A 20,747-nucleotide genomic window follows, 5' to 3' on the forward strand; every position below is an offset into this window, starting at 1 on the left:
ATATTGCGGCCGTCACAACATCGAAGCGAAATCCAATGCGTCGCACTTCTGTTCTGATCGCCGGCTTCGCCGCCCTGGCGCTGGCGCTGTCCCCCGGGCTGGCCGAGGCTCGGGCTGGCGGCGGCAGTTCGTTCGGCAGCCGGGGCAGCATGACCTACTCGGCGCCGCCTTCGACGCGTACCGCGCCGTATTCGGCGGCGCCGCTGCAGCGGAGCATGACGCCGTATCAGACGTCGCCCGGTTATGGCGGCGGGTACGGGTATCAGGGCGGCGGGATGATGCGGGGCCTGATGGGTGGGCTGTTCGCGGCGGGACTGTTCGGGCTGGTGTTCGGCCACGGGTTCATGGGCGGCGGGCTGGGGCTGTTCGGGCTGCTGGGCCTGGTGTTGCAGATCGTCCTGGTGGTCGCGGTCGTGCGGTTCCTGTTTCGCATGTTCATGGGCGGGCGTTCGGCGGCGATGGCGGGTGGTCCGAACGTATATTCGGGTGGCGGCGGGATGATGGGAGCGGGACCGGGGCCTGGTCCGTCGGGACCGCCGACCATCCCGATCACGCCGGCTGATTATCAGCAGTTCGAGCAGTTGCTGATGGGCATCCAAGCGGCATGGACCGCGCATGACATGAACGGGTTGCAGGCGATGGCGACACCGGAAATGGTCAGCTACTTCGGCGAACAGTTGTCGGAGCAGGTCAGCCGCGGTGTGCGCAACCAGGTCAGCGATGTTCGGCTGGTGTCGGGGGATTTGTCCCAGGCCTGGGCCGAAGGTGGACGGGAGTATGCGACGGTGGCGATGCGGTTCTCGATGATCGACGTGACGCGGGATACGGCCGGGCGGGTGGTCGACGGCAGTCCGAATGAGCACGTGACGGAGACGGAGATCTGGACGTTTGTGCGGTCTCGCGGCGGGCACTGGATCCTGTCGGCCATTCAGCAGACGCGGTAGAGCGTCAGTCAGGTTCGGGCGTGAACCGGGGGAAGAACGTGCCGACCTGATCGCACAGCCACCCGGTTTCGGTTTTCTGTGTCTCCGCCAGTCCGGTATTGCTCATAAGCTGCAATCCGGTCCGGTCGACGCGGATGGTCTTGTAGGCCCCGTTCACGACACAGACTTGAACGGCCTGGAATGCAAAGGCCAGTGGTTTGGCGGCCTTGAATTCAAGTTCATTGTCCGTGGCGCTGGACAATTTGACGTTTGCCTTGGCGCCGACGGGCAGAGCCTCGGTTTCTGGGATTGTGGCGTGCCCGTCGATGAGGATCTTGGTTTTGGATGAAAGCGACATCGACTTTGCCTTGAGCAGGCCGGTCGTGATGTACACTTCGTCACCATCGAGCATGCGCCGCAGCAGCGGGCCGGCAAGACTGAGCTGGGCCTTTACCAGGAATTCGTCGAGGGGCTCCAGGTCCACGCGGTCCTTTACGATGCCTTTGAATTCGAACGTGAATTTGTTTGATCGATTGATCTTTTCGTTCAGTTCGGGATGAGCATGACCGAGCCACTCTGACATGAAGGCCAGTCCAAGGCCGCTATCGACGGTGGTCGAGTTCTTGCGCTTCAGGTCGGCGGCCGTGATATTGATTTCGGGTTCAGGCAATGGGACTTCGCCTGGTGTGAAGAGTTTCGCGGCATTACCCAAGCGGAACAGTTCACGACCCTGGCGTCCGTAGACATCCAGCGGCGCGATGCCGGCCTCCGCCAATGGCATCAGCGTGTAGCCAAGGCGGTGCAATTGCGTCATGAAAGGGTCGCGGCAGAAACCAAGCATGGCATGACCTCCCCAATGAATTTGTCCATGTATAGTGTGGAAGCGGTTTTCGCGGCTGAAGACAAGCCATCGATGACCAGTGGGCTGTGCTGGCCTATTTCACATTATCCTGGCCATGGGTTCAAGTCGTAAATCCGGATTGCCGTATATCAAGTATAAAATTCCGAATGGCGTCTTATTGTCGACGAGCGTCCATCGCGCCTTCAGGACGGCTTCGCCAAGCGACAGAGCGTCTTTCAGGCCTTCGTAGACGGCGAGGGCGAAGGTTGAGGCAAGTGAGGATTCAACTGGCGTGCTGGTCGCCACGACGGCTCGCGCCTTGGTTTCACGCAACAGCAACTCAACGATGGAGAGACCGCCATGCCGGTCGACACCAGCGGAGTTGCAAGCGTTCAGAAAAATGACCGGTCCGGGAAACAGGCCGTCGGGAATGGTTCGACGATATTGTATTTCATCCGACATCAATGAAGAGAGGTGCGAGACGGCGATGTTGAGCGGTGTGGGTTCTCCACGGATGCCGAGAACTTCCAGCCCATCGTCCTGACTGGTATAGTGACAGGAGAAATGCTGGATCTGATCAGCCCACGACCGTTTTCCTCGATGTTCGGCGAATGACGCGCGAGGCTCCAACAGGCAAACACCGAGCATTTCGGTCGCGAGTTTTTCTTGGACGTCATCTTCGGGCCAAGGATTTTCGACCTCGTAGGTTTCTGTCTCCTCGCGCAGCCAATTGACTTCGCTGATGAGTGGCGACGTGTCATCGTCAGGGTGGAACTCCGGATTCCGGATGATTTTGACCGGGATTTTTCCGCCTGCCACTCGCTCCAGTTTGGTACGGGGATCAAATTGCGCGCCTATGCGACGCGCGACAACGGCGCTGAACGCCGGGAATGGCAACAAAGCCTGTTCGAGGTCGGGGATGCCTGGCCCGCCGATGTTAAGCACGCCACGCGGATCCATGATCGGCAGGATTTCCACCGGAAGTCCCAGAAGGTCCATCTCACCCCGCTTGAAGACCACGAGGTCGATGCGCCCCGGATTGGCACGTCCGGTGGGGTGCAGCGGAAAGGCCTCACGCATGATCGCGTCCAGTTTTGGCCGGTCGTCATCCTCGATCAGGATGGCCTTCAGGAATTCCTGACCGATTGCTCGCAGGCCAGCGATCGCATTGTCGCGCTTCGTCCGTGCCGCCGCATCGTCCCTGGCCTGAAGGCCAGCGATCGAGGTGTGAAACCGTTGCAGCTTTTTCGGCAGTGCCTCGCGAAGCTTGACAAGCTTGTTTTCTGAATCGGGCGACAATGGAAAGCTGGCGCTGCTGCCGGTGCGGATGGCTTGAAACAGCAGCCGCCGCCTGCCTTTTTTGCTAGCTACGGTGATCGTGAGATCGGTACGATCCGTCATGGCTGTTCGAGTAGGACAACATTCAGAACCTGGAACTGCACCACGCGACCGCTTTGGCTGATCGTCAGACGGAAAGCACGTTCGGGCTCCGCAGTTTTGTCTTCTTGTATCGTGTAGTTCAGCTGTTCCGTCCTGGTGATGGTGCCGGTGCTGGTCGTGACCCGCAGGCGCCGCCGGGCTGGTTCGAAACCGTCGGCGCCTATTTCGATATCAAATACGGCGTCGCCCTCGTTGACACCGCCCTCAACCAAAACCGGCGCGGACGCCGCATCCTCGGACTTGTCGGGATGGAATCGCAGGTCGAGGATGAACTCCGTGGCATCCGGGCGAAGGTTCGCGGTGTCGTTCACCATCAATGATGTCAGATCAGCGGCGTCGAGCAGGGCTGCCTGCATGTAGCCACGATAGTTGACCAGCGGCGGCGGTGTCAGCGCCCGCCGCACGCCCTCCTCGACGACGGCCGCACTGCTGCCACCGAGGATACGGTCCACCGAATTGATCGCGGTTTTCAGCGATCGCGCGGCCCAATATCCACCAAAGAGCGACAGGAGTATGAGGGCGAAAGGATTGAACGAGGTCAGGGTCGCCGTGTTCGTCAGTATACTGCCAGGCAATATGTATGCGACCCCTGTCCCGACGGCTCCACCCGCCAGGTAGCGGATCCATGGAAGCGGAATCCGGCGCGGTTCGGCCTGTGTGGTCTGCTCTCCGAACGCCCCGAGGATGTCCATCGTGACATGGGCCCAGGCGCCCAGGGCACCGGCCAAGATCGTCATCACCGGCACGATCCCGGCGAAGGAGGCACCCTCGAGCGGTGTTGGCAGGCTGTCCAGCAGGAACGATCTTGGTGCCGCGACCAGACAGCCAAACAAGAACATCAACGTTATGATGGTGCCGGTGGCGAAGTGTGTGGTGACGTTGATGGGCTGGAGCAGATCCAAGCCGGTCCGCCGATTGGCATCCTGAAGGTCTTTGGGCAGGAATATCCATGCCGTCAGATCGTCAAGCCGGGAGAACACCCCTGGTGCGAGATAGCCCACGATAAATCCCGTCGCCATCGTGCTCCAATCGACGTCCAGCGCGAGCAACGCGACGGCAGTCCCACCGATGGCTCCCAGAAGCAGGTTAAGGACGATGCTGAGGGCTGTCCGGTCGTCGAGCATGCTGTGGGCCAGGGCGGCCGAAAATACGCGCGTGCCGGAGGCGGTTCCACCGAGCAGGCCGCACAATGCCGGGAGAGAAAATTGCGCGGCGTCAAATAGATTTATCCCCCAAAATGAGATGTCTCGGAGAGGCTGCGCCGCCCCATTATGAACCCGCAAAAAGTAACTTCCGAGGACGATCACGATCACAAGAATGGCCGAGAGCCACCAGAGTAGTCGCGACAACGTCTTCAATCGCCGAACAGTGGGGGCGATGTCGGGAGGGGCGATCGGGGAGCCCGTATCGACCTTTTCCTTGACAACGGCCTGGCTGACGCGGATTTGGGTTGCCGTGACGGGCGCTGCGAGGCGGGCCAGCGCGTTCCTGGCGTCGGTCAGTCTTTCGATCGCCAGATAATTGCGTATGAGCCGGTCGTTTGCCATCGACAGGCTTTTGGGCGGAGCTGGAACGTCGACCGCGTTTTCGATCAGGTAACCGTAATATGCAAAAATATCGCGCTTGGCGGCTTCGACGATCGCCAGCAGTTTTGCGTCCTGGTTCGTTGTATCGATATCCGACGCTGGCATAAGCTGTGACCACTTCGGTTTCGATTACATTGTGCGAAGTCCGGAAGATTTGGACAAGAGAGAAATCCCGATTGAGGGGGGGCTACCGGCCCCAGTTGTCCTGGCTTTCCGAAATCCACTAAATGCTGCCACCCAGCGTTAGGAAGGCCGCCACGTATGACCGTTCTCAATCCGATTGCCTATTCCGACGCGAAGCTGCGCCGTATCCTGTCCACCGTGCGGACGATCGCCATGGTGGGGGCGTCGTCGAACTGGAACCGGCCCAGCTATTTCGTGATGAAATATCTGCAGGGGAAGGGGTATCGGGTCATCCCGGTGAATCCGGGGACCGCGGGACAGGATCTGTTGGGGGAGCGTGTTTACGCCAACCTGCGCGAGATCCCCGACAAGATCGACATGGTGGATGTGTTTCGGGCCTCGGATGCCGTCGGGCCGATCATGGACGATGCCATCGCCATCGGGGCGAAGGTCGTCTGGATGCAATTAGGCGTCCGGAATGACGAAGCGGCGGCGAAGGGCGAGGCGGCGGGGATCGAAGTGATCATGAACCGCTGCCCGAAGATCGAATTCGGGCGGCTGGGCGGTGAGTTGTCGTGGAGCGGGGTGAATTCGGGGATCATCCGGAACAAGGCGGCTCAGGCGCCTACGGATCGGGTGGGAAAGCCTCGGGCGTTGCCGGCGACGAATGTTTCGTATGGGTTTGAGACACGCGCGGTGCATGCGGGGGCGGCGCCGGACCCCACCACGGGCGCTCGGTCCACGCCGATTTACCAGACCACGGCTTATGTTTTCGACGATGTCGATCATGCGGCGTCTTTGTTCAACCTGCATAATTTCGGGTATATTTATTCTCGGCTGACCAATCCTACGGTGTCGGTGCTGGAGGAGCGGGTGGCCAGCCTGGAGGGCGGACGTGCCGCGGTGGCGGCGGCGTCGGGGCATGCGGCGCAGTTTTTGGTTTTTGCGACGATGCTGGAGCCGGGGGACGAGTTCCTGGCTTCGAGGAACCTGTATGGCGGGTCGCTGACGCAGTTCGGGCTGTCGTTCAAGAAGCTGGGGTGGACGTGCCATTTCGTCGATCCGGCCGATCCGGAGAATTTTCGAAATGCACTGACGCCTCGGTGCAAAGCGATTTTCGTGGAGAGTTTGGCCAATCCGGGCGGGGTGATCGTTGATCTGGCGGCGATTGCGGAGGTGGCGCACTCGGTGGGGATACCGCTGATCGTGGATAACACGCTGGCGACGCCGTATCTGTGCCGGCCGTTCGAATGGGGGGCGGATATCGTGACGCACTCCACGACGAAGTTCCTGGCGGGGCATGGCAATTCGATGGGCGGGATCGTTGTTGAGTCGGGGAAGTTTGATTGGGGGCAGGGCGGGAAATTCCCGTCGATGACGGAGCCGGAGCCGGCTTATCACGGGCTGCGGTTTTATGAGAATTTTGGGGATTTCGCGTTTACCACGAAGGCTCGGGCGGTGGCGTTGCGGGATTATGGGCCGACGATGGCGCCGATGAATGCGTTCCTGACGATAACGGGCGTTGAGACGCTGCACGTGCGGATGGAACGGCATTGTGCCAATGCGCAGGCGGTGGCCGAGTATTTGGCGGGCGATCCTCGGGTGGCGTGGGTGTCTTATGCGGGGCTGGAGAACAGTCCGTATCGGGCGCTGGCGGCGAAGTATATGCCGGCCGGGGCGGGGGCGGTGTTCACCTTCGGGGTCAAGGGCGGGTATGACGCGGGGATCAGGCTGGTGGAGAGCGTGGGGCTGTTCTCGCACCTGGCGAATATCGGGGATACGCGCAGTCTGATCCTGCACCCGGCGTCCACCACGCATCGGCAGTTGACGGATGAACAGCGGCTGGCGGCGGGGGCTGGGCCGGATGTGATCCGGTTGTCGGTTGGGTTGGAGACGGCGGCGGATCTGATCGCCGATTTGGATCAGGCGTTGGGGTAAGCGGGCGGCAATATCCGCGAATAGTGGGCTTTGTTTTGGGAGCGCGATAAAGCGGCGATGCAACCACCACGCACGATCGACGCCCATCACCACGTCTGGCGCCTCGACCGGGGCGACTACGCTTGGTTGACGCCCAGTCTTCGTCCGATTTACCGCGATTTCGATCTGCAGGACCTGGTCCCGCACCTGACCTGCCATGGCATCGAGGCGACGATCCTGGTGCAGGCGGCGGCGACCGAAGCGGAGACAGCATTTTTGCTGGAGATCGCCGAACGCAGCCCGACTGTCGCTGGGGTCGTGGGGTGGACCGATTTCGAAGCGCCCGATGCAGCCGGGAATGTCGTACGACTGGCGAGCAACAGGCTGTTGGTCGGCTTGCGTCCAATGGTTCAGGATATAGAGGACGACGATTGGCTGCTGCGCGACGCCCTGGTACCCGCGATCAATGCGATGATCCGTCATCAGCTTGTCTTCGACGCCCTGGTCTTGCCGCGCCATCTGCCACGGCTGTTGCACATCGCCGATCGCTATCCTGGGCTTGGTATCGTGCTCGACCATCTGGGCAAGCCGCATATCGAAGCGGGCACGCTCGATCCCTGGCGTGACGATGTGGCGCGCCTTGCGGAACGGCCCAATGTTACGTGTAAGCTGTCCGGGATGGCGAATGAGGCCGGGTCCGAATGGCAGGGGGACCATTTGCGTCCGTATGTCGATCATGTTCTGGCCTGCTTCGGGCCGGATCGTATCTTGTGGGGCAGCGACTGGCCGGTGGTGAACCTCGCCGGTGGCTATGACCGCTGGCATGACACAGCCAGAATCTTGATCCCCGAGGCCTCTTGGCCCGCTATCTTCGGTGGTACCGCAGACCGGGTGTATCTCTGCAACCGGGGACGCAAGTGATGCTGAAATCCATTGATCCTGTCTTGTCCGCCGACCTGCTGTGGGTGCTCGCGGCCATGGGCCACGGCGACGACCTTGCATTGGTGGATGCCAATCATCCGGCTGAACGCATTGCCGGTTCCACCGCCAGCGGCCGCCTAATTCGCCTTCCTGGCCTTACCATGGGGCGGGTCAGCCGAGCGGTTTTGTCGGTGCTGCCGATTGATGATTTTTTGCCGGATCCGGTGCGGCGGATGCAGGTCGTGGGGGAGCCGGACGCGTGGCCTGAGGTGCAGAAGGAAGTCCAGGCCGAACTCGGGCCGTCGCTTGTCTTGAGCGGAATCGAACGTTTCGCTTTCTATGACGCGGCGAAGTCGGCGTTTGCGGTGGTCCAGGTTGGCGATCCACGGCCTTATGGCTGCTTTCTGTTCCGGAAGGGGATCATCGCCGGGTGATCCGCGGCACCATTCGCTTTGTCTGATCTGATCTCCGGTCATTCCGCCTCTGATCATCATGCTTTAACTCTCAGCGAGCGATATGCTCCAGGGCGAGGTTGCGGGTTTCGATCATGCGGGTTGCGGCGATCAGGCCCAGGATGGCGACGGCGGCGAACAGCAGGAAGACTGATTCCACGCCGCCTTTGGCGAGCATGAAGCCGATCAGGGTCGGGCCGATGGCGGAGGCGACGCGCAGCCATGAGGTGGCGACGCCGGTGCCGATGGCGCGCATCCGGGTCGGGTAGATTTCGGGCGTGTAGAGATACACCACCGCGGCGATCGAACCGATCAGGCCGTAGCTGAGCGTGCTGAGTACGATCACGACCGAAACGGTTTGGGTGCCTCCCAGGGCCAGCATGCCCAGCAGCACGGCGCCGGCGGCGAAGGCGCCCATGGTCCAGTATTTCCGGCCGGTGCGGTCGATCGTCAGGGCGGCGACCAGCAGCAGGGCCACCTGGGCGACGTTGGTCATCGAGGCGGCGCGCAGTGCCTGGGGCAGGGCCAGGTGGTAGACCGTGGTGTAGAGCGTCGGCATCCAGTTGTTCAGGCTGTTGGCGATCAGGAAGGCGCTGGCCCACAGCGTCCAGACGATCAGGGTGCGGGCGCGATAGGCGGGGGAGAGGAGTTCGCTCCATCGGCCGGTTCGCGCGGGGGCGGTGGGGATCGGTGGGGGCGGTTCTGGCGCGGCGGATGGGGCTGGGCGGGAGGATGCCTCCATGCGGGCGATGATGGTTTCGGCGTCGGCCAGGCGGCCTTTGCCGATCAGCCAGCGGGGGGATTCCGGCAGGCGCAGCAGCAGCAGGGCGATGGCCAGGCCGGGCAGGCCGCCGATCAGGAACATGGTTTTCCAGCCCAGCAGCGGGACCAGGATCGCACCGACCTGGCCGGTGGCCATCAGGCCGATGGGGAAGATCATCTCGTAGAGCAGGAAGAAGCGGCCTCGGCCGCGGGCCTTGGACAGTTCGCTGATGTAGACGGCGGCGACCGGCATCTCGCCGCCGACGCCGATGCCTTGGATGAAGCGGGCGAGCAGCAGGGAGTCGAAATTCCAGGCGGCGGCGCAGGCGAGGCTCATGGCGGCGAAGATGGCGGTGGCGGTGGCGGCGCAGGGCACGCGGCCCCAGCGTTCGGCGGCCCAGCTGAAGACCAGGGCGCCGACGAACTGGCCGGCGTAGCTAGCGCCGATCATCACGCCGATCTGTGGGGGTGAGATGTGCCAGGCGCGCACCAGGATGGGCAGGACGAAGGCGATCGACAGGGCGTTGAACGCGTCGAAGAAGGTGGCGCTGCCCATGACGATGCGGGCTCGGATGTGCCAGGCCGATGTCGGCACCGCTTCCAGGCGGGCGATCAGGGTGGCTTCGCTGGGGGTGGTCACGCGGCTTGCGGGGCCGATGCGTCCAGGGGCACAGTCCAGGCGTCGTAGCCGTAGAGCCAGGATGGGTCGTCGTTGCCGCCGCTCATCCAGGTGTTGGCGCTGGAAATTGCCTGGATTTTCGAGGTCCTTGGCTTGCGGTGGGCTTCGAAGCGTTTGAAGGCGGCTTCCAGGCCGGTGACCTCGACGCCCTGAAGGCAGCGGGCCAGGACGGCGGCGTCCTCGATCGAGGTGGCGGCGCCTTGTGCCATGTACGGGGTCATCGGGTGGCAGGCGTCGCCGATCAGGACGACACGGCCTCGGCTCCAGGTCGGTAGGGGATCGCGTTCCAGGATCGCCCATTTGTGGCACTCGGGGCAGGCGTCCAGGACCATGCGAACTTCTTCGTGGAAGCCGGCGTAGGCGGTGCGCAGGTCTTCGACGTCGCCTTTGGCCGACCAGGATTCCGGGGTGATCCAGTCGCCCGGTTCGGGAACGCTGGTGACGAGGTAGACCTCGCCGCGGTCTTTTCTTGTGTAGTAGATGACGATGTGACAGTCCTGGCCCCACCATTTGGTGCGGGAGCCGGATATCGGCCGGGGCATCCGGTCGGAGGGGAAGACGGCGCGATAGGCGATGCGGCCGCGATGGATTGGTTTGTCGGGTCCGATGATGATGTCACGCACCAGCGAATGCACCCCGTCGGCGCCGATCACCGCGTCCGCCGTGGCGGTGGTGCCGTCGGCGAAGGACAGCGTGACCGGACCGCCGTTCTGTTCGAGGCCGGTCAGTTTCTTGTTCAGGTGGATGATGTCGTTCGGCACGACCGAGGCCAGGGCTTCGTGCAGGTCGGCTCGGTGCATGCAGAGGAACGGGGCGCCGTAGAGGTCTTCCGGCATGGGCAGTTCGCGCTTGATCTCGCCGGTGTCGCCGACGCGGTTGAGGTGGGAGTAGGGGGCATGGGCGTGTTCCCTCAGCCGGGCCTCGACGCCGATGCCGCGCAGCACTTTCATCGAGTTGGGCAGCATCTGAATGCCTGCGCCGATGCGGCCGAAGCGCTGGGCCTGTTCGTAGACCTGGACGTCGATGCCGGCCTGGCGCAGCGTGCCGGCGGCGGCCATGCCGCCCATGCCGGCGCCGACGATGGCGATTTTCGGTTGCGTCATGCGTTGGGCGGTCCCTGTGTGTTTGGCGCGTGGTTCGCGCGTTTCATTGCTGTCGGCTTGGAAGAATGTTGTAACGCGGTGGCTGGGGTTGGGCGACTCAGGCTTCTCCGCGATCGGGTGCTAGTGTCCCGAATCTGAAGTTCGCCACAGCGGGCGAACTTCTGGGGCAGGACACTAGGCATCGCTCACGACAATCAGGACTGTCGCCCGCGGCGAAGTCCGACGGATCTGATGGGTCAGGTGGCCGGGAAACTGGGCGTAGTCACGGGCGCCCAGGGTGATGACCCGGTCGGAGAATTGCAGTTCGATGCTGCCCTCGACAACGAATACGCCCTCGGTGCCGGAATGCTCCGCGCGCTTTTCGTCTTCAAACCTGTCGGAGGGGCGCAACAGGAACGTCGCCAGGCCCGTAGACGGTGTGTTGCCCGAGAGACTGGTCAGGTCAGGCGCGTGTGAGGTCCCCTTGCTGCCCTTCGCTTCGCCGCGAAAGAGGTGGATATCATCGTCGTCGACTTCCTCGCCAAAAAGCTGGCTCGTCGGCACCTTCAGTTCTGCGCTCAGTTTGAGCAGCGTCGCGATCGAGGGCGACTTCTCCCCGCTTTCGATACGAGAGAGATAGCCCTTATTGAGGCCGGTCCGTTCGGCCAGGTGTTCGAGGGTGACTCCCGTTCGCCTGCGGATCGAACGGACACGTTTGCCAATGAGTTCGGGGGACTGGCCGGTCGCGGTACTGGATTGTTTCTCTTCCACGCTGGGGGAGATACCGGAAATCGCGCCGGACGCCAATGCGGTTGCCCTGGGCGCCTTGCCCGATCGTGCCGCTGCCGCAGCCTCGTGGGTGCCGGCGGCGTTTTGCGCTGGTGGCTGAATTCAGACGGATGGTGCCGTGTGATTGAGCCACCAGGTGTTGATTTTGGCACTCGACCGCATGGGACGCTTCTGTCGGGATCGGACCACTAGCCAATTCATCTGAAGGCAACTATATACCCTGTAGGCAACATGTTGTCCGCAGGATTGAGAGGCGACGGGTTGCCTGCCCGGGTGGCGGATTTCGCTGCTTGCGGGCGCCGGCCATCACACAGTTCCCGGAGGACCGTCATGGATACCGTCGATACTTTCGAACTCAGCAAAGAGCAGCTCGTCGACCATGCCGACAAGCAGATGGACCTGTATCTGGAGGACAACGGCTACAGCACGGTGCAGAAGTTGGCGCTGACGTGCCGTATCCTGTTCGACAACGGCCACGATTCCGGCCTTGCCGGCCAGATCACGACGCGCGGCACCGATCGCGACAGGTTCTATACACAACGTCTCGGCCTGGGCTTTGACGAGGTCTGCGCCGGCAACTTCCTGCTGGTCAACGAGCATCTTGAGGTGCTGGAGGGTGAAGGCATGCCCAATCCCGCCAATCGGTTTCACTCGTGGGTGTATCGCGCGCGTCCGGACGTGAACTGCATCATCCACACGCATGCGGTCCACACGGCGGCTCTCAGTATGCTCGAGGTTCCTCTTGAGGTGTCGCACATGGACAACTGCGTTCTGTATGACGACGTTGCATTTGTCGCGAAGTGGCCGGGTGTTCCGGTGGGCAACGAAGAAGGCGAGCTGATTTCCGGTGCGCTGGGCGGTAAGAGTGCCCTGATGCTGTCGCACCACGGCCTGCTGATTGCCGCGCCGACGATTGAAGAGGCGTGCGTCAAGGCCCTGGCCTTCGAGCGTGCCGCGAAGATGCATCTGTTGGCGGCTGCCGCGGGGAAGATCCAGCCGATTGACGTTGCACTCGGCAAGGAAGCGCATGACTGGATTCTGAAGCCCAAGCGCAACGTCGCCGCGTTCAACTACTATGCACGCCGAGCGCTCCGGGATCCTCGCAACCGGGATTGCATCGAACGTCCGGCCGATCGGGCGAGTTCGGGGCAGAACGGGTGAACCAGGATCGTTCGAGCCGGAACCTCGGGTTTTCGACCTGAGCGATCCATCACGAGTACGATCCGAATAGGCATCAGGGGGCGGTTGCGCGCGCCGGTGTATTGTGCGCCGACCGATATGTTCAGCACAGTCGAGGAGATGAAGGCCGCGGCTGCGCAAGGTGGCCTTCTGTAGGCCCGCGGCACAGTCCGATGGCAGAACGTCTTGCAAGACGTGCGGGACTCTTCTGTCTGTTCGGTATCTTTATACCGGCCGCTGTTGACGTTTACATGACAAGCCGTCTCCAGGCCAGCGACGTTCGGGTCGTCTGATCCAGCACATTACTGGGGCAGATGGCCCGGACTTCGCCGGGCCAAGACGATTAACCGGGCCATGACGAAGCAAGGGTCGGCCGCAACGGCGGCTGGTTTTAGTTTTCCGCCGGCGCGGTCATACGGCGGATCGTGCCGGTGGTGCTGTGGCCTTCGCGCAGGGTGACCAGGACGACCTTGCCGCCCCAGGCTTGCACGTCTTTGGCACCGACCACCTGGTCGACGGTGTAATCGGATCCCTTGACCAGGACATCCGGCCGAAGGGCCTGAATCATCTCCAACGGCGTGTCCTCATCGAACAGGGTGACCAGGTCGACCGGGGACATCGACGCCATGACGGTGGCGCGTGCCATCTCGTTCTGCAGCGGCCGGCTGGGGCCTTTCAGGCGCTTGACCGATGCGTCCGTATTCAGAGCGACGATCAGGCGGTCGCAGGCGGCGCGGGCTTCGCTGAGCAGGCGGACGTGGCCGGGGTGGATCAGGTCGAAGCAGCCGTTGGCGAAGCCGACCTTCAGGCCGCGGCGATGCCATTCGGCGACGCGTTCGATGGCATCTTCCAGGCTGGCGACCTTGCGGTCGGTGGTCACCAGATCGTCCAGGTGCAGGACATCCAGCAGTTCCTGGCGCGAGACCGTGGCGGTGCCCTGTTTGCCGACGGAAATGCCTGCGGTTGCGTTGGCGAGCATCGCCGCGTCCAGCAGCGCGGCGCCGGCGCCCAAGGCGACGGACAATGCCGCGACCAGGGTGTCTCCGGCGCCCGAGACGTCGGCGACCTCCCGAGCGCGGGTGGGTAAGTGGAGGGCGTCCTGGTCGCGGCAGACCAGGGTCAGGCCCTTGGCGGAGCGGGTGACCAGCACGGCCTGGCCGCCGGTTGCCTCCAGCGCCACGCGGCCGGCGCGGTCGGCCTCGGCGTCGTGGTCGGCCTCGATCCTTGTGGCGACGCGGACTTCGTGTTCGTTCGGGGTCAGGATGGCGGCGCCGCGGTAGGCGGCGAAGTCCGGCCGCTTGGGGTCAGCGATCACCAGTAGGCCGGCTTTCGTCGTGCGGGCCAGGATCGCGTCCAGCACGCCGTCGCACAGCACGCCCTTGGCATAGTCCGACAATACGATGACATCGGCGTCGCCGAGGCTGGCCTCGACCGCTTCCATCACGGCGAGCAGCCCGTCCTGGTCGAGCGGCGCGGTGGTTTCCTCATCCAGGCGGAGAAGCTGGTGGGATCCGGTCATGAAGCGGGTTTTGGCGGTGGTCGGGCGGTTGGGGATGCGCACCAGGGCGGAGGCGATGCCGGGCGTCGTGCGGACAAGGCGCTCGACGTCGTCGCCGGCGGCATCGTTGCCAACCACGCCCACCAGGATGGCCTGGCCGCCCAGGGTGGCGATGTTCAGGGCGACATTCGCAGCGCCGCCCAGGGTGCAGCGGTTGTCGGCCGGGCGCAGCACGGGGATTGGCGCTTCGGGGGACAGGCGATGCACCGAACCGGTGACGTAGCGGTCCAGGATCACGTCGCCGATGACCAGGACGCGGGCGGTGTGGAACGCCCGGACGACCGCGGCGAGCTGGATGTCGGTGGGTGGGGAAGTCGGGCCGGTGCTGACCAGGCTTAGATTCATGCGGCGATCCTTGTCGGTGGGCCTTGTCGGTTGACGGCCCCGGATGGGTTCGGCGGTGAGCGGTTCCATAGCAGGACGGTTCCCATGCTGCACGTGCAAAAAGCCGCTAAACGGTGTTCCATCCCGGGCGCGAAATCGCTATTGGTTGTTTGCCTGTGCCTGCCCTCGACTGGCTGACCGCCGCCGTACCAAGGAGAGAACGTGAGATATCTCCCGCCTTTCGAATTGATCCGCCGCTCGATCGAGATATCCACCGTCCGCGGGGAACTCCGGGTCAATGTCTCCTACGAGAGTTTCGTGGAAATACTGCGAACGATGATACGGGGGGTGGAAGTCGATGAAGACTGGTATATGCGTACGTATGAGGACATCGGAAACGCTGTAAAGGCGGGTATCATACGTTCGGCGCGGCAGCATTTCGTCGACGACGGCTATTTCGAGGGGCGCCTGCCGTTTCCGATGCTGGTGGAAGAGCGCTGGTACCTGGCGGAAAATCCCGACGTGGCCGACAGTATCCGCAAGGGTGTGGTGGAGTCCGCGCAGGATCATTTCAGCAAGGACGGCTACCGTGAAGGGCGGCTTCCCTTTGGATTGTAGACTGCCCTGGTGCGCTGCCAGGGGCTTCGGGCGCCGGCGGCGATCATTTTCGACGAACCGGCTCGCAAGTCATCGATGGGATACCTGGCCGAATGACGCATAAAATACCGGCATCGCAAAAAAAGCCCACTGGGACGCGCAAGCGTGCGGTGAAGCGTCCGAATGACAATATCGTGGCAGTGGCGGCCGGTGCCGTTGTCGCGGTCGCACCCGATGATCCGCCGAATATGGTGGTCGCGGATCCTGTCATCCTGATCGAGATCGATCCGGCGGTGTCGGGCGGCTACGCGCATGGCCGCTTCGACATCGCAATCCGCGGCCGAGCCGTGAGCGAGGCCGCGATCGAGGAAATCAGGCTGCAAGTGGGCGACTGGATCACCAGTTCCGCATCGTTCGGCCAGCCGGAACGAGCCGCCATCGTCGCCATGCCGGACGGAACCCCCGGCCGCCTGCGCGGCTTCCGGTTCAACCTGCCGCGCCCAGGCGATGGCGAGGCGGAACGATGCCAGTTCAAAATCGTCGCCCGCACCGAGGACGGCTTCGAATACGCCGAGGATTTCGAGATCGATATCGATCCGACGACGGGCGAACCGATTTCGGTCGTCTCCGGCCCGGTCCGTACGATCGGTGCCCGCCCATACGCGATCATGTATATCGAGCGGGGAACGATCGACGGCGATGGCGTCCTGTCCGTCGAAGGATGGGCGATGTCGCTGGGGCCAACGCTGGCGGTGCAGATTTTCGTCGATGAGGAGCGCATCGGAAAGGCCAAGATCGGCGGCGAGCGCGAAGACGTTGGGGCGGCGTTTCCGGGGTATCCGAACGGGGAATTGTCCGGGTTCAGCCTGACGCTGCAACTGGACGAAGTGGATCGCGATGCCAGGCGCATCCGAGCCCAGATCGTTTGTCCGAACGGGTTCGGACATGAGGAAAGCATTCCGGTCGAACGGCTGCGCCGGCGCGGTGTGCCTCGCCCGCAGCGCGCCGGCGAACCGGCGCCCACGGCCAGCCCGTCGCCGACCTTTTCATTGTTCAATCAGCAACCGACCTATCAACTCAGTGCCGATTTCCAGCTCCAGGACAACGCGCTGTTCGCGTTGGTGCTGCCGGATGCGCCACCCGTGGCAGCGGCCGCTGCATCGTCTCGACGACGGGTGGCGACGGCCGCCCCGGCATTGCCCGAACCGCCGGCCGAGATCCGGATGCACTGCGACACCGCCCTGTTGACCGGTGACGGCACGCTGACGCTGGAAGGATGGGCGGTGTGCGGAATCGGGATCGTCCAGGTGCGGGTGCTGCTGAACGACGACGAGGTCGGGCTGGCGAGCATGGGGTACCCGCGTCCCGATGTGGGGGCGCTGTTCGCCGAAATCCCGATGGCGCGGCTGTCGGGCTTCCGGTTCGACCAGCGGATCGGCGAGCGGTTCGAAGGCGAGCATACTGTCCGCGTTATCGTGCGGAGCAGTCGTGACGACGAGGAAGAGGCTCGGATTCCAGTCGTCGTGACCGCGGTCGCCGTCCCCGAACAGGTTCCGGTCGCCGACATTTCGTCGTCCAACGACGACTTTGAGCTCACGCCCGACCAGGCGAAGGAATTCCGCTTCGAGATGGACAGTCCGGTGGTGGCGAATGGTGTCGCTGTCGCACTGATCACCGGGCGGCTGACGATCGACGGCTGGCTGCTGAGCCGTACGGGCATCGCCAGTTTCGAGGTGTTCCTCGACGACCAGCGGTTGGGCGATGCGCATTACGGGCTTGCCAGGCAGGATGTGGGGGCGGCGTTTCCGGAATGGCCGAATGCGTTGCGCAGCGGCTTCGCATTCCATTGTCCGCCGCGCAGCCTGCGCGACGGCGACCACACGATCGAACTGCGGATCCGCGCCAACAGCGGGCAGGATCTGACCCGGGCTTTCGGCTTTACCGTGCGCAAGTCGGACGATCAAAAGGACAGTGTCGCGATCCGCCGGCGTCTTCCGCGGGTCGAGATGGAGATGATATCCGGCTTCCTGGCCGACATGGCGTACCGTCCGGCTTTTCGGTTCGTTCTGCGGCAGGATGGGGCGGTCGAGATCGATCGTCTGCGGGTGACGCTGGATGCGCTGGTGTCGCAGGCGTATGCCGATTGGACCGTGCTGGTCCTGGCTGGGGACGACGAGATCGGCGCGGCGACGAGGACGGCCATCGACGATTGGGTGCCGCATCTGGCAAGCCGGTTCGCGGTGATCAGCCCGGCGGATGCCGATGCCTGGTCCGCATTGCTGGCGCAGGCTGACGCCGATGACGGGCCGGTGCTGTATGGACTGTTGCTGCCGGGCGATGAGCCGGGGGCGGATGCCTTGCTGGAGCTGGCGATGGCCAGTGGCCGGCATCCGGACCGTGACCTGCTGTATGGCGACGAGGTCCGCCCGAGTCCCGTCAGCAAGGACAGTGAGCCGTTTTTCAAGCCGGATTTCTCGCTGGATCTGCTGTTGTCCACGAACTATATCGGCCGGGTTTGGGTCGCTTCCGCCGCGTTGCTGGCCAGGGCCGGGGTTACGCCGGCGAGCCTGGTTTCGGGTGGCGAATACGATCTTGTGCTGCGCTGCGCGGAGCTGGCGGGGGGCATCCATCACATTCCCAAACTGCTGTGCCAGCGGTCGGTCGTGGAACTGGACGGTCCCGCATTGGAGCGGGCGGCGCTGGAGCGCGCGCTGGAGCGGCGGGGCATCGCCGGTGAGGTTCTTGCGACTCCGATCCAAGGGACGTGGCGGGTCAAGCGGGCGGTGCCGACGACGGGCAAGGTGTCGATCATCATCCCGACCTGCGCGTCGCACGGTTATATCGAGACCTGCATCGAGACGCTGCGTTCCAGGACGGCCTACCGCGATTTCGAGATCATCTGCATCGACAATATCCCTCAATCGGAGGTCGCCTGGAAGGTCTGGCTGCAGCAGCATGCCGACAAGGTCATCGAGATCCAGGAGGCCTTCAACTGGTCGGTTTTCAACAACCGGGCGGCGGCGATGGCGGATGGCGAATTCCTGCTGTTCCTGAATGACGACATCGAGATCATCCAGGACGACTGGCTGGATGCGATGCTGGAACATGCGCGCCGGCCGGAGGTGGGGATCACCGGCCCGCAACTGCTGTATCGCGACGGCAAGGTGCAGCATGCGGGTATGTTCCTGGCCAATAACGGTATCGGACGGCATGCGTTCCGGTTCGCGGCGAACGACGATCCGGGGTATTTCGGGCTGGCGCTGACCCAGCGCAATGTGATCGCGGTGACCGGTGCCTGCATGCTGGTGCGCCGCGAGACCTTCGAGCAGCTTGGACGGTTCGACGAGGCGCATGAAATCGTCAATAACGATCTTGATTTTTGCCTGCGGGCGCATCGTGAGGGGCTGCTGACTGTATACACGCCGTATGCGTCGCTGACTCATTACGAATTGGCAAGCCGAGCGAATTTGAAGGACGTGTTCGATTTGTCGCATTTCAACGCGGCATGGAAGACGACGTTCGCGGAAGGCGATCCGTATTTCAATCCACGCCTGTCTCGTCATGCCGACGACTATCGTCCCGACGATGAGCCGGTGCAAACGGTGGTTTCGGGCGGGCCGCTGTTCCTGGCGGAGGAAATCCAGCGGATCCTGGTGGTCAAGCTGGATCATATCGGCGATTTCGTCACCGCGCTGCCACCGATCCGGCGGCTGAAGACGCTGTTTCCGCATGCGCGGATCACCGTGCTCGCCGGTCCGGCATCTCGAGCTTTTGTGCCGACGGAGCCGTGCATCGACGAATTCATTCCGTTCGCGTTTTTCCATGCCCGGTCCCAATTGGGGGAACGTGACCTGACCGCGAACGATTATGCCGAACTGGCCGGTATGCTGCGGCCGTACCGGTTCGATCTGGCGATCGATCTGCGGAAGCATCTGTCCACTCGCGACGTGCTGAAGCACACCGGTGCTCGGTTTTTGGCGGGATTCGACTATCTGGGGCAGTGCCCGTACCTGGACATCGCGCTGGATTGGGACGGTGACAGAACGTTACAGCGGAAGCGCAGCCACATCGTCGATGACCTGATCGGGCTGGTGGATGCGGTCGGGCATGCGGCGGAGACGGATCGCATCCTGATGCAGCCGGGGCCGGCCGCGATGCCGTTGGCGGAATTGCCGGATCCGGTGCGGGCGCTGTTCGCCAAGCCGGTGGTGGCGATCCATCCGGGGGCCGGGAATATAACGAAACAATGGCCGGAGGAGCATTTCTCGGCGCTGATCGATTTGTTGGTCGAGAAGAACGGTGTCAACATCCTGCTTGTGGGCGGTGCCGATGAGGTGGATGTCGCCAGCAAGTTACTGGAAAGTGTCCAACATCCGAAGGCGATCGCGTCGATGACGGGCAAGACGACGCTTGTGGACCTGCCTCGGTTGCTGAAGAATTGCGTTCTGTACATTGGCAATGACAGTGGGCCGAAGCATATCGCCGCGGCTGTCGGCATTCCGACGGTTGGTATTCACTCCGGCGTGGTCGATCCGGTGGAGTGGGGGCCGGTTGGGCTGAACGCGGTGGCGCTGCGGCGGAACATGACGTGCAGTCCGTGCTATCTGGCGAAGGCGGAGGATTGTCCTCGGGCTTTGGCGTGCCTGCGGTTGTTCGAACCGAACCTGGTGTATGAGACCGCGGATCTGCTGCTGAAGCGGTCCGAACTGGTGAATGCGGCGGTGGTGGATTTGGCGGAGGAGCCGAAGGCCGCCCGCGAGCTGGAGGCGGAACGCGAGCAGCCGGCGACGGAGCCGGCGTGATGGACGATCAGGCGCTGGTCGCGCTGGCGACCGGGCTGGCGGAGCGGGCGGGGGCTGAAATCCGGCGCATCCGCGATCGCGGGTTTCAGGTGCAGCGGAAGGCGGATGCGTCCGTGGTGACCGAGGCGGATCATGCGGCGGAGGCAATCATCCTGGCCGGGCTGCGAGAGGCTCTGCCAGGCTGCGTGGTGATCGCCGAGGAGGAAATGGCCGGCGGGAAAGTGACCGCGGCGACCGAGGCGTTCTGGCTGGTCGATCCGCTGGACGGGACGCGCGAGTTTAGCAGCGGCGGCGACGATTTCGCGGTGAATATCGGGCTGGTGCGGGACGGGAGGCCGGTGCTGGGTGTCGTTGGGGTGCCGGCGACGGGGGCGGTGTTCGGCGGGATCGTCGGGGTCGGTGCGTGGCGGCTGAAGGATGGGGTGCGGACGCCGATTGTCGCGCGTCACGTGCCGGTGGAGGGGCTGACGGTGGTGGCGAGCCGTCATCATGGCGATCAGGCTCGTTTGGACGCGTTTCTGGGCGGGCGGACGGTGGCCAAGGTGGTGAATTTCGGGTCCAGCTTGAAGTTCTGCCGGGTGGCTGAGGGAGGGGCGGATTTGTACCCTCGGTTTGGGCGCACGATGGAGTGGGATACCTGTGCGCCGCATGCGGTGCTGGAGGCTGCTGGTGGGGCGGTGGAGACGGTCGATGGGGCTCCGTTGCGGTATGGGAAGGCGGGGTGGGATAACCCGCATTTCGTGTGTTGGGGTGCGCGCTGACGGGTTGTGGT

Annotated in this window: 15 protein-coding genes; 8 read left to right on the forward strand and 7 right to left on the reverse strand. The window is 63.4% G+C overall.

Annotated elements, in window-relative coordinates; genetic code table 11:
• The first annotated feature begins 35 nt into the window (after window positions 1-35).
• Window positions 36-944 carry a TIM44-like domain-containing protein gene (locus GSQ89_RS14990; RefSeq protein WP_158926501.1) on the forward strand — a complete coding sequence of 303 codons (909 nt, stop codon included), beginning with the start codon at window positions 36-38 and terminating at the stop codon, window positions 942-944.
• Between the two features lie 4 nt (window positions 945-948).
• On the opposite strand, the gene GSQ89_RS14995 is transcribed toward GSQ89_RS14990, so the two are convergent.
• From GSQ89_RS14995 to GSQ89_RS15005, 3 genes are all read right to left on the reverse strand, one after another.
• Window positions 949-1,764, reverse strand: a complete 816-nt coding sequence (locus GSQ89_RS14995; protein WP_158926503.1) for a hypothetical protein — start codon at window positions 1,762-1,764, stop codon at window positions 949-951.
• A 99-nt stretch (window positions 1,765-1,863) separates the two neighbouring features.
• The gene (locus GSQ89_RS15000; RefSeq protein ID WP_158926505.1) at window positions 1,864-3,165 is read right to left on the reverse strand and encodes a CHAT domain-containing protein; all 1,302 of its coding nucleotides are present in this window, start codon (window positions 3,163-3,165) and stop codon (window positions 1,864-1,866) included.
• Window positions 3,162-4,895, reverse strand: a complete 1,734-nt coding sequence (locus GSQ89_RS15005; RefSeq protein ID WP_158926507.1) for a hypothetical protein — start codon at window positions 4,893-4,895, stop codon at window positions 3,162-3,164. Before GSQ89_RS15005 ends, GSQ89_RS15000 begins: the two co-directional genes overlap by 4 nt.
• Before the next feature lie 156 nt (window positions 4,896-5,051).
• Here GSQ89_RS15005 and GSQ89_RS15010 point away from each other — a divergent pair, with 156 nt between their 5' ends.
• The 3 genes from GSQ89_RS15010 to GSQ89_RS15020 are packed head-to-tail and all read left to right on the forward strand — an operon-like array spanning window position 5,052 to window position 8,185.
• Window positions 5,052-6,851 carry an O-acetylhomoserine aminocarboxypropyltransferase gene (locus GSQ89_RS15010; protein ID WP_158926509.1) on the forward strand — a complete coding sequence of 600 codons (1,800 nt, stop codon included), beginning with the start codon at window positions 5,052-5,054 and terminating at the stop codon, window positions 6,849-6,851.
• A 57-nt stretch (window positions 6,852-6,908) separates the two neighbouring features.
• Entirely contained in the window at window positions 6,909-7,751 is an 843-nt protein-coding gene (locus GSQ89_RS15015) for an amidohydrolase (protein ID WP_158926525.1), read from the forward strand.
• Entirely contained in the window at window positions 7,751-8,185 is a 435-nt protein-coding gene (locus tag GSQ89_RS15020; RefSeq protein WP_158926527.1) for an RbsD/FucU family protein, read from the forward strand. The genes GSQ89_RS15015 and GSQ89_RS15020 overlap by 1 nt, the downstream gene beginning before the upstream one ends.
• 70 nt (window positions 8,186-8,255) lie before the next feature.
• On the opposite strand, the gene GSQ89_RS15025 is transcribed toward GSQ89_RS15020, so the two are convergent.
• The 3 genes from GSQ89_RS15025 to GSQ89_RS15035 all read right to left on the reverse strand — a co-directional run bounded on the left by GSQ89_RS15025 (window position 8,256) and on the right by GSQ89_RS15035 (window position 11,533).
• A complete protein-coding gene (locus GSQ89_RS15025; protein WP_216856178.1) occupies window positions 8,256-9,605 on the reverse strand; it encodes an MFS transporter in 1,350 nt (449 codons plus the stop codon).
• A complete protein-coding gene (locus GSQ89_RS15030) occupies window positions 9,602-10,747 on the reverse strand; it encodes an FAD-dependent monooxygenase (RefSeq protein ID WP_158926529.1) in 1,146 nt (381 codons plus the stop codon). The genes GSQ89_RS15025 and GSQ89_RS15030 overlap by 4 nt, the downstream gene beginning before the upstream one ends.
• 174 nt (window positions 10,748-10,921) lie before the next feature.
• The gene (locus GSQ89_RS15035; RefSeq protein WP_158926531.1) at window positions 10,922-11,533 is read right to left on the reverse strand and encodes a helix-turn-helix domain-containing protein; all 612 of its coding nucleotides are present in this window, start codon (window positions 11,531-11,533) and stop codon (window positions 10,922-10,924) included.
• A 312-nt stretch (window positions 11,534-11,845) separates the two neighbouring features.
• On the opposite strand from GSQ89_RS15035, the gene GSQ89_RS15040 reads away from it, so the two are divergent.
• Window positions 11,846-12,676: an aldolase gene (locus tag GSQ89_RS15040; protein WP_158926533.1), complete on the forward strand. Its 831-nt coding sequence runs from the start codon at window positions 11,846-11,848 to the stop codon at window positions 12,674-12,676.
• Window positions 12,677-13,085: 409 nt separating this feature from the next.
• Here the strand turns inward: GSQ89_RS15040 and rfaE1 are convergent, their stop codons facing one another.
• The gene (gene rfaE1 / locus GSQ89_RS15045) at window positions 13,086-14,597 is read right to left on the reverse strand and encodes a D-glycero-beta-D-manno-heptose-7-phosphate kinase (RefSeq protein ID WP_158926535.1); all 1,512 of its coding nucleotides are present in this window, start codon (window positions 14,595-14,597) and stop codon (window positions 13,086-13,088) included.
• A gap of 201 nt (window positions 14,598-14,798) precedes the next feature.
• Here rfaE1 and GSQ89_RS15050 point away from each other — a divergent pair, with 201 nt between their 5' ends.
• The 3 genes from GSQ89_RS15050 (at window position 14,799) to cysQ (ending at window position 20,736) form a co-directional block, all read left to right on the forward strand.
• Window positions 14,799-15,194, forward strand: a complete 396-nt coding sequence (locus GSQ89_RS15050; RefSeq protein WP_158926537.1) for a hypothetical protein — start codon at window positions 14,799-14,801, stop codon at window positions 15,192-15,194.
• A gap of 92 nt (window positions 15,195-15,286) precedes the next feature.
• Window positions 15,287-19,975, forward strand: coding sequence for a glycosyltransferase family 9 protein (locus GSQ89_RS15055; RefSeq protein ID WP_158926539.1), 4,689 nt, complete (start codon window positions 15,287-15,289; stop codon window positions 19,973-19,975).
• A complete protein-coding gene (cysQ, locus tag GSQ89_RS15060) occupies window positions 19,975-20,736 on the forward strand; it encodes a 3'(2'),5'-bisphosphate nucleotidase CysQ (protein ID WP_158926541.1) in 762 nt (253 codons plus the stop codon). The genes GSQ89_RS15055 and cysQ overlap by 1 nt, the downstream gene beginning before the upstream one ends.
• Window positions 20,737-20,747 lie beyond the last annotated feature (11 nt).

Origin of the sequence: Acidisphaera sp. S103, assembly GCF_009765975.1 — a bacterium.
Lineage (GTDB): Bacteria > Pseudomonadota > Alphaproteobacteria > Acetobacterales > Acetobacteraceae > Rhodopila.

Coding starts and splice junctions, on each gene's coding strand:
- GSQ89_RS15020 (WP_158926527.1), top strand. CDS start 7,751: ATGCTGAAATCCATTGATCCTGTCTTGTCCGCCGACCTGCTGTGGGTG.
- GSQ89_RS15030 (WP_158926529.1), bottom strand. CDS start 10,747: ATGACGCAACCGAAAATCGCCATCGTCGGCGCCGGCATGGGCGGCATG.
- GSQ89_RS15005 (WP_158926507.1), bottom strand. CDS start 4,895: ATGCCAGCGTCGGATATCGATACAACGAACCAGGACGCAAAACTGCTG.
- GSQ89_RS15040 (WP_158926533.1), top strand. CDS start 11,846: ATGGATACCGTCGATACTTTCGAACTCAGCAAAGAGCAGCTCGTCGAC.
- rfaE1 (WP_158926535.1), bottom strand. CDS start 14,597: ATGAATCTAAGCCTGGTCAGCACCGGCCCGACTTCCCCACCCACCGAC.
- GSQ89_RS14990 (WP_158926501.1), top strand. CDS start 36: ATGCGTCGCACTTCTGTTCTGATCGCCGGCTTCGCCGCCCTGGCGCTG.
- GSQ89_RS14995 (WP_158926503.1), bottom strand. CDS start 1,764: ATGCTTGGTTTCTGCCGCGACCCTTTCATGACGCAATTGCACCGCCTT.
- GSQ89_RS15015 (WP_158926525.1), top strand. CDS start 6,909: ATGCAACCACCACGCACGATCGACGCCCATCACCACGTCTGGCGCCTC.
- cysQ (WP_158926541.1), top strand. CDS start 19,975: ATGGACGATCAGGCGCTGGTCGCGCTGGCGACCGGGCTGGCGGAGCGG.
- GSQ89_RS15010 (WP_158926509.1), top strand. CDS start 5,052: ATGACCGTTCTCAATCCGATTGCCTATTCCGACGCGAAGCTGCGCCGT.
- GSQ89_RS15055 (WP_158926539.1), top strand. CDS start 15,287: ATGACGCATAAAATACCGGCATCGCAAAAAAAGCCCACTGGGACGCGC.
- GSQ89_RS15000 (WP_158926505.1), bottom strand. CDS start 3,165: ATGACGGATCGTACCGATCTCACGATCACCGTAGCTAGCAAAAAAGGC.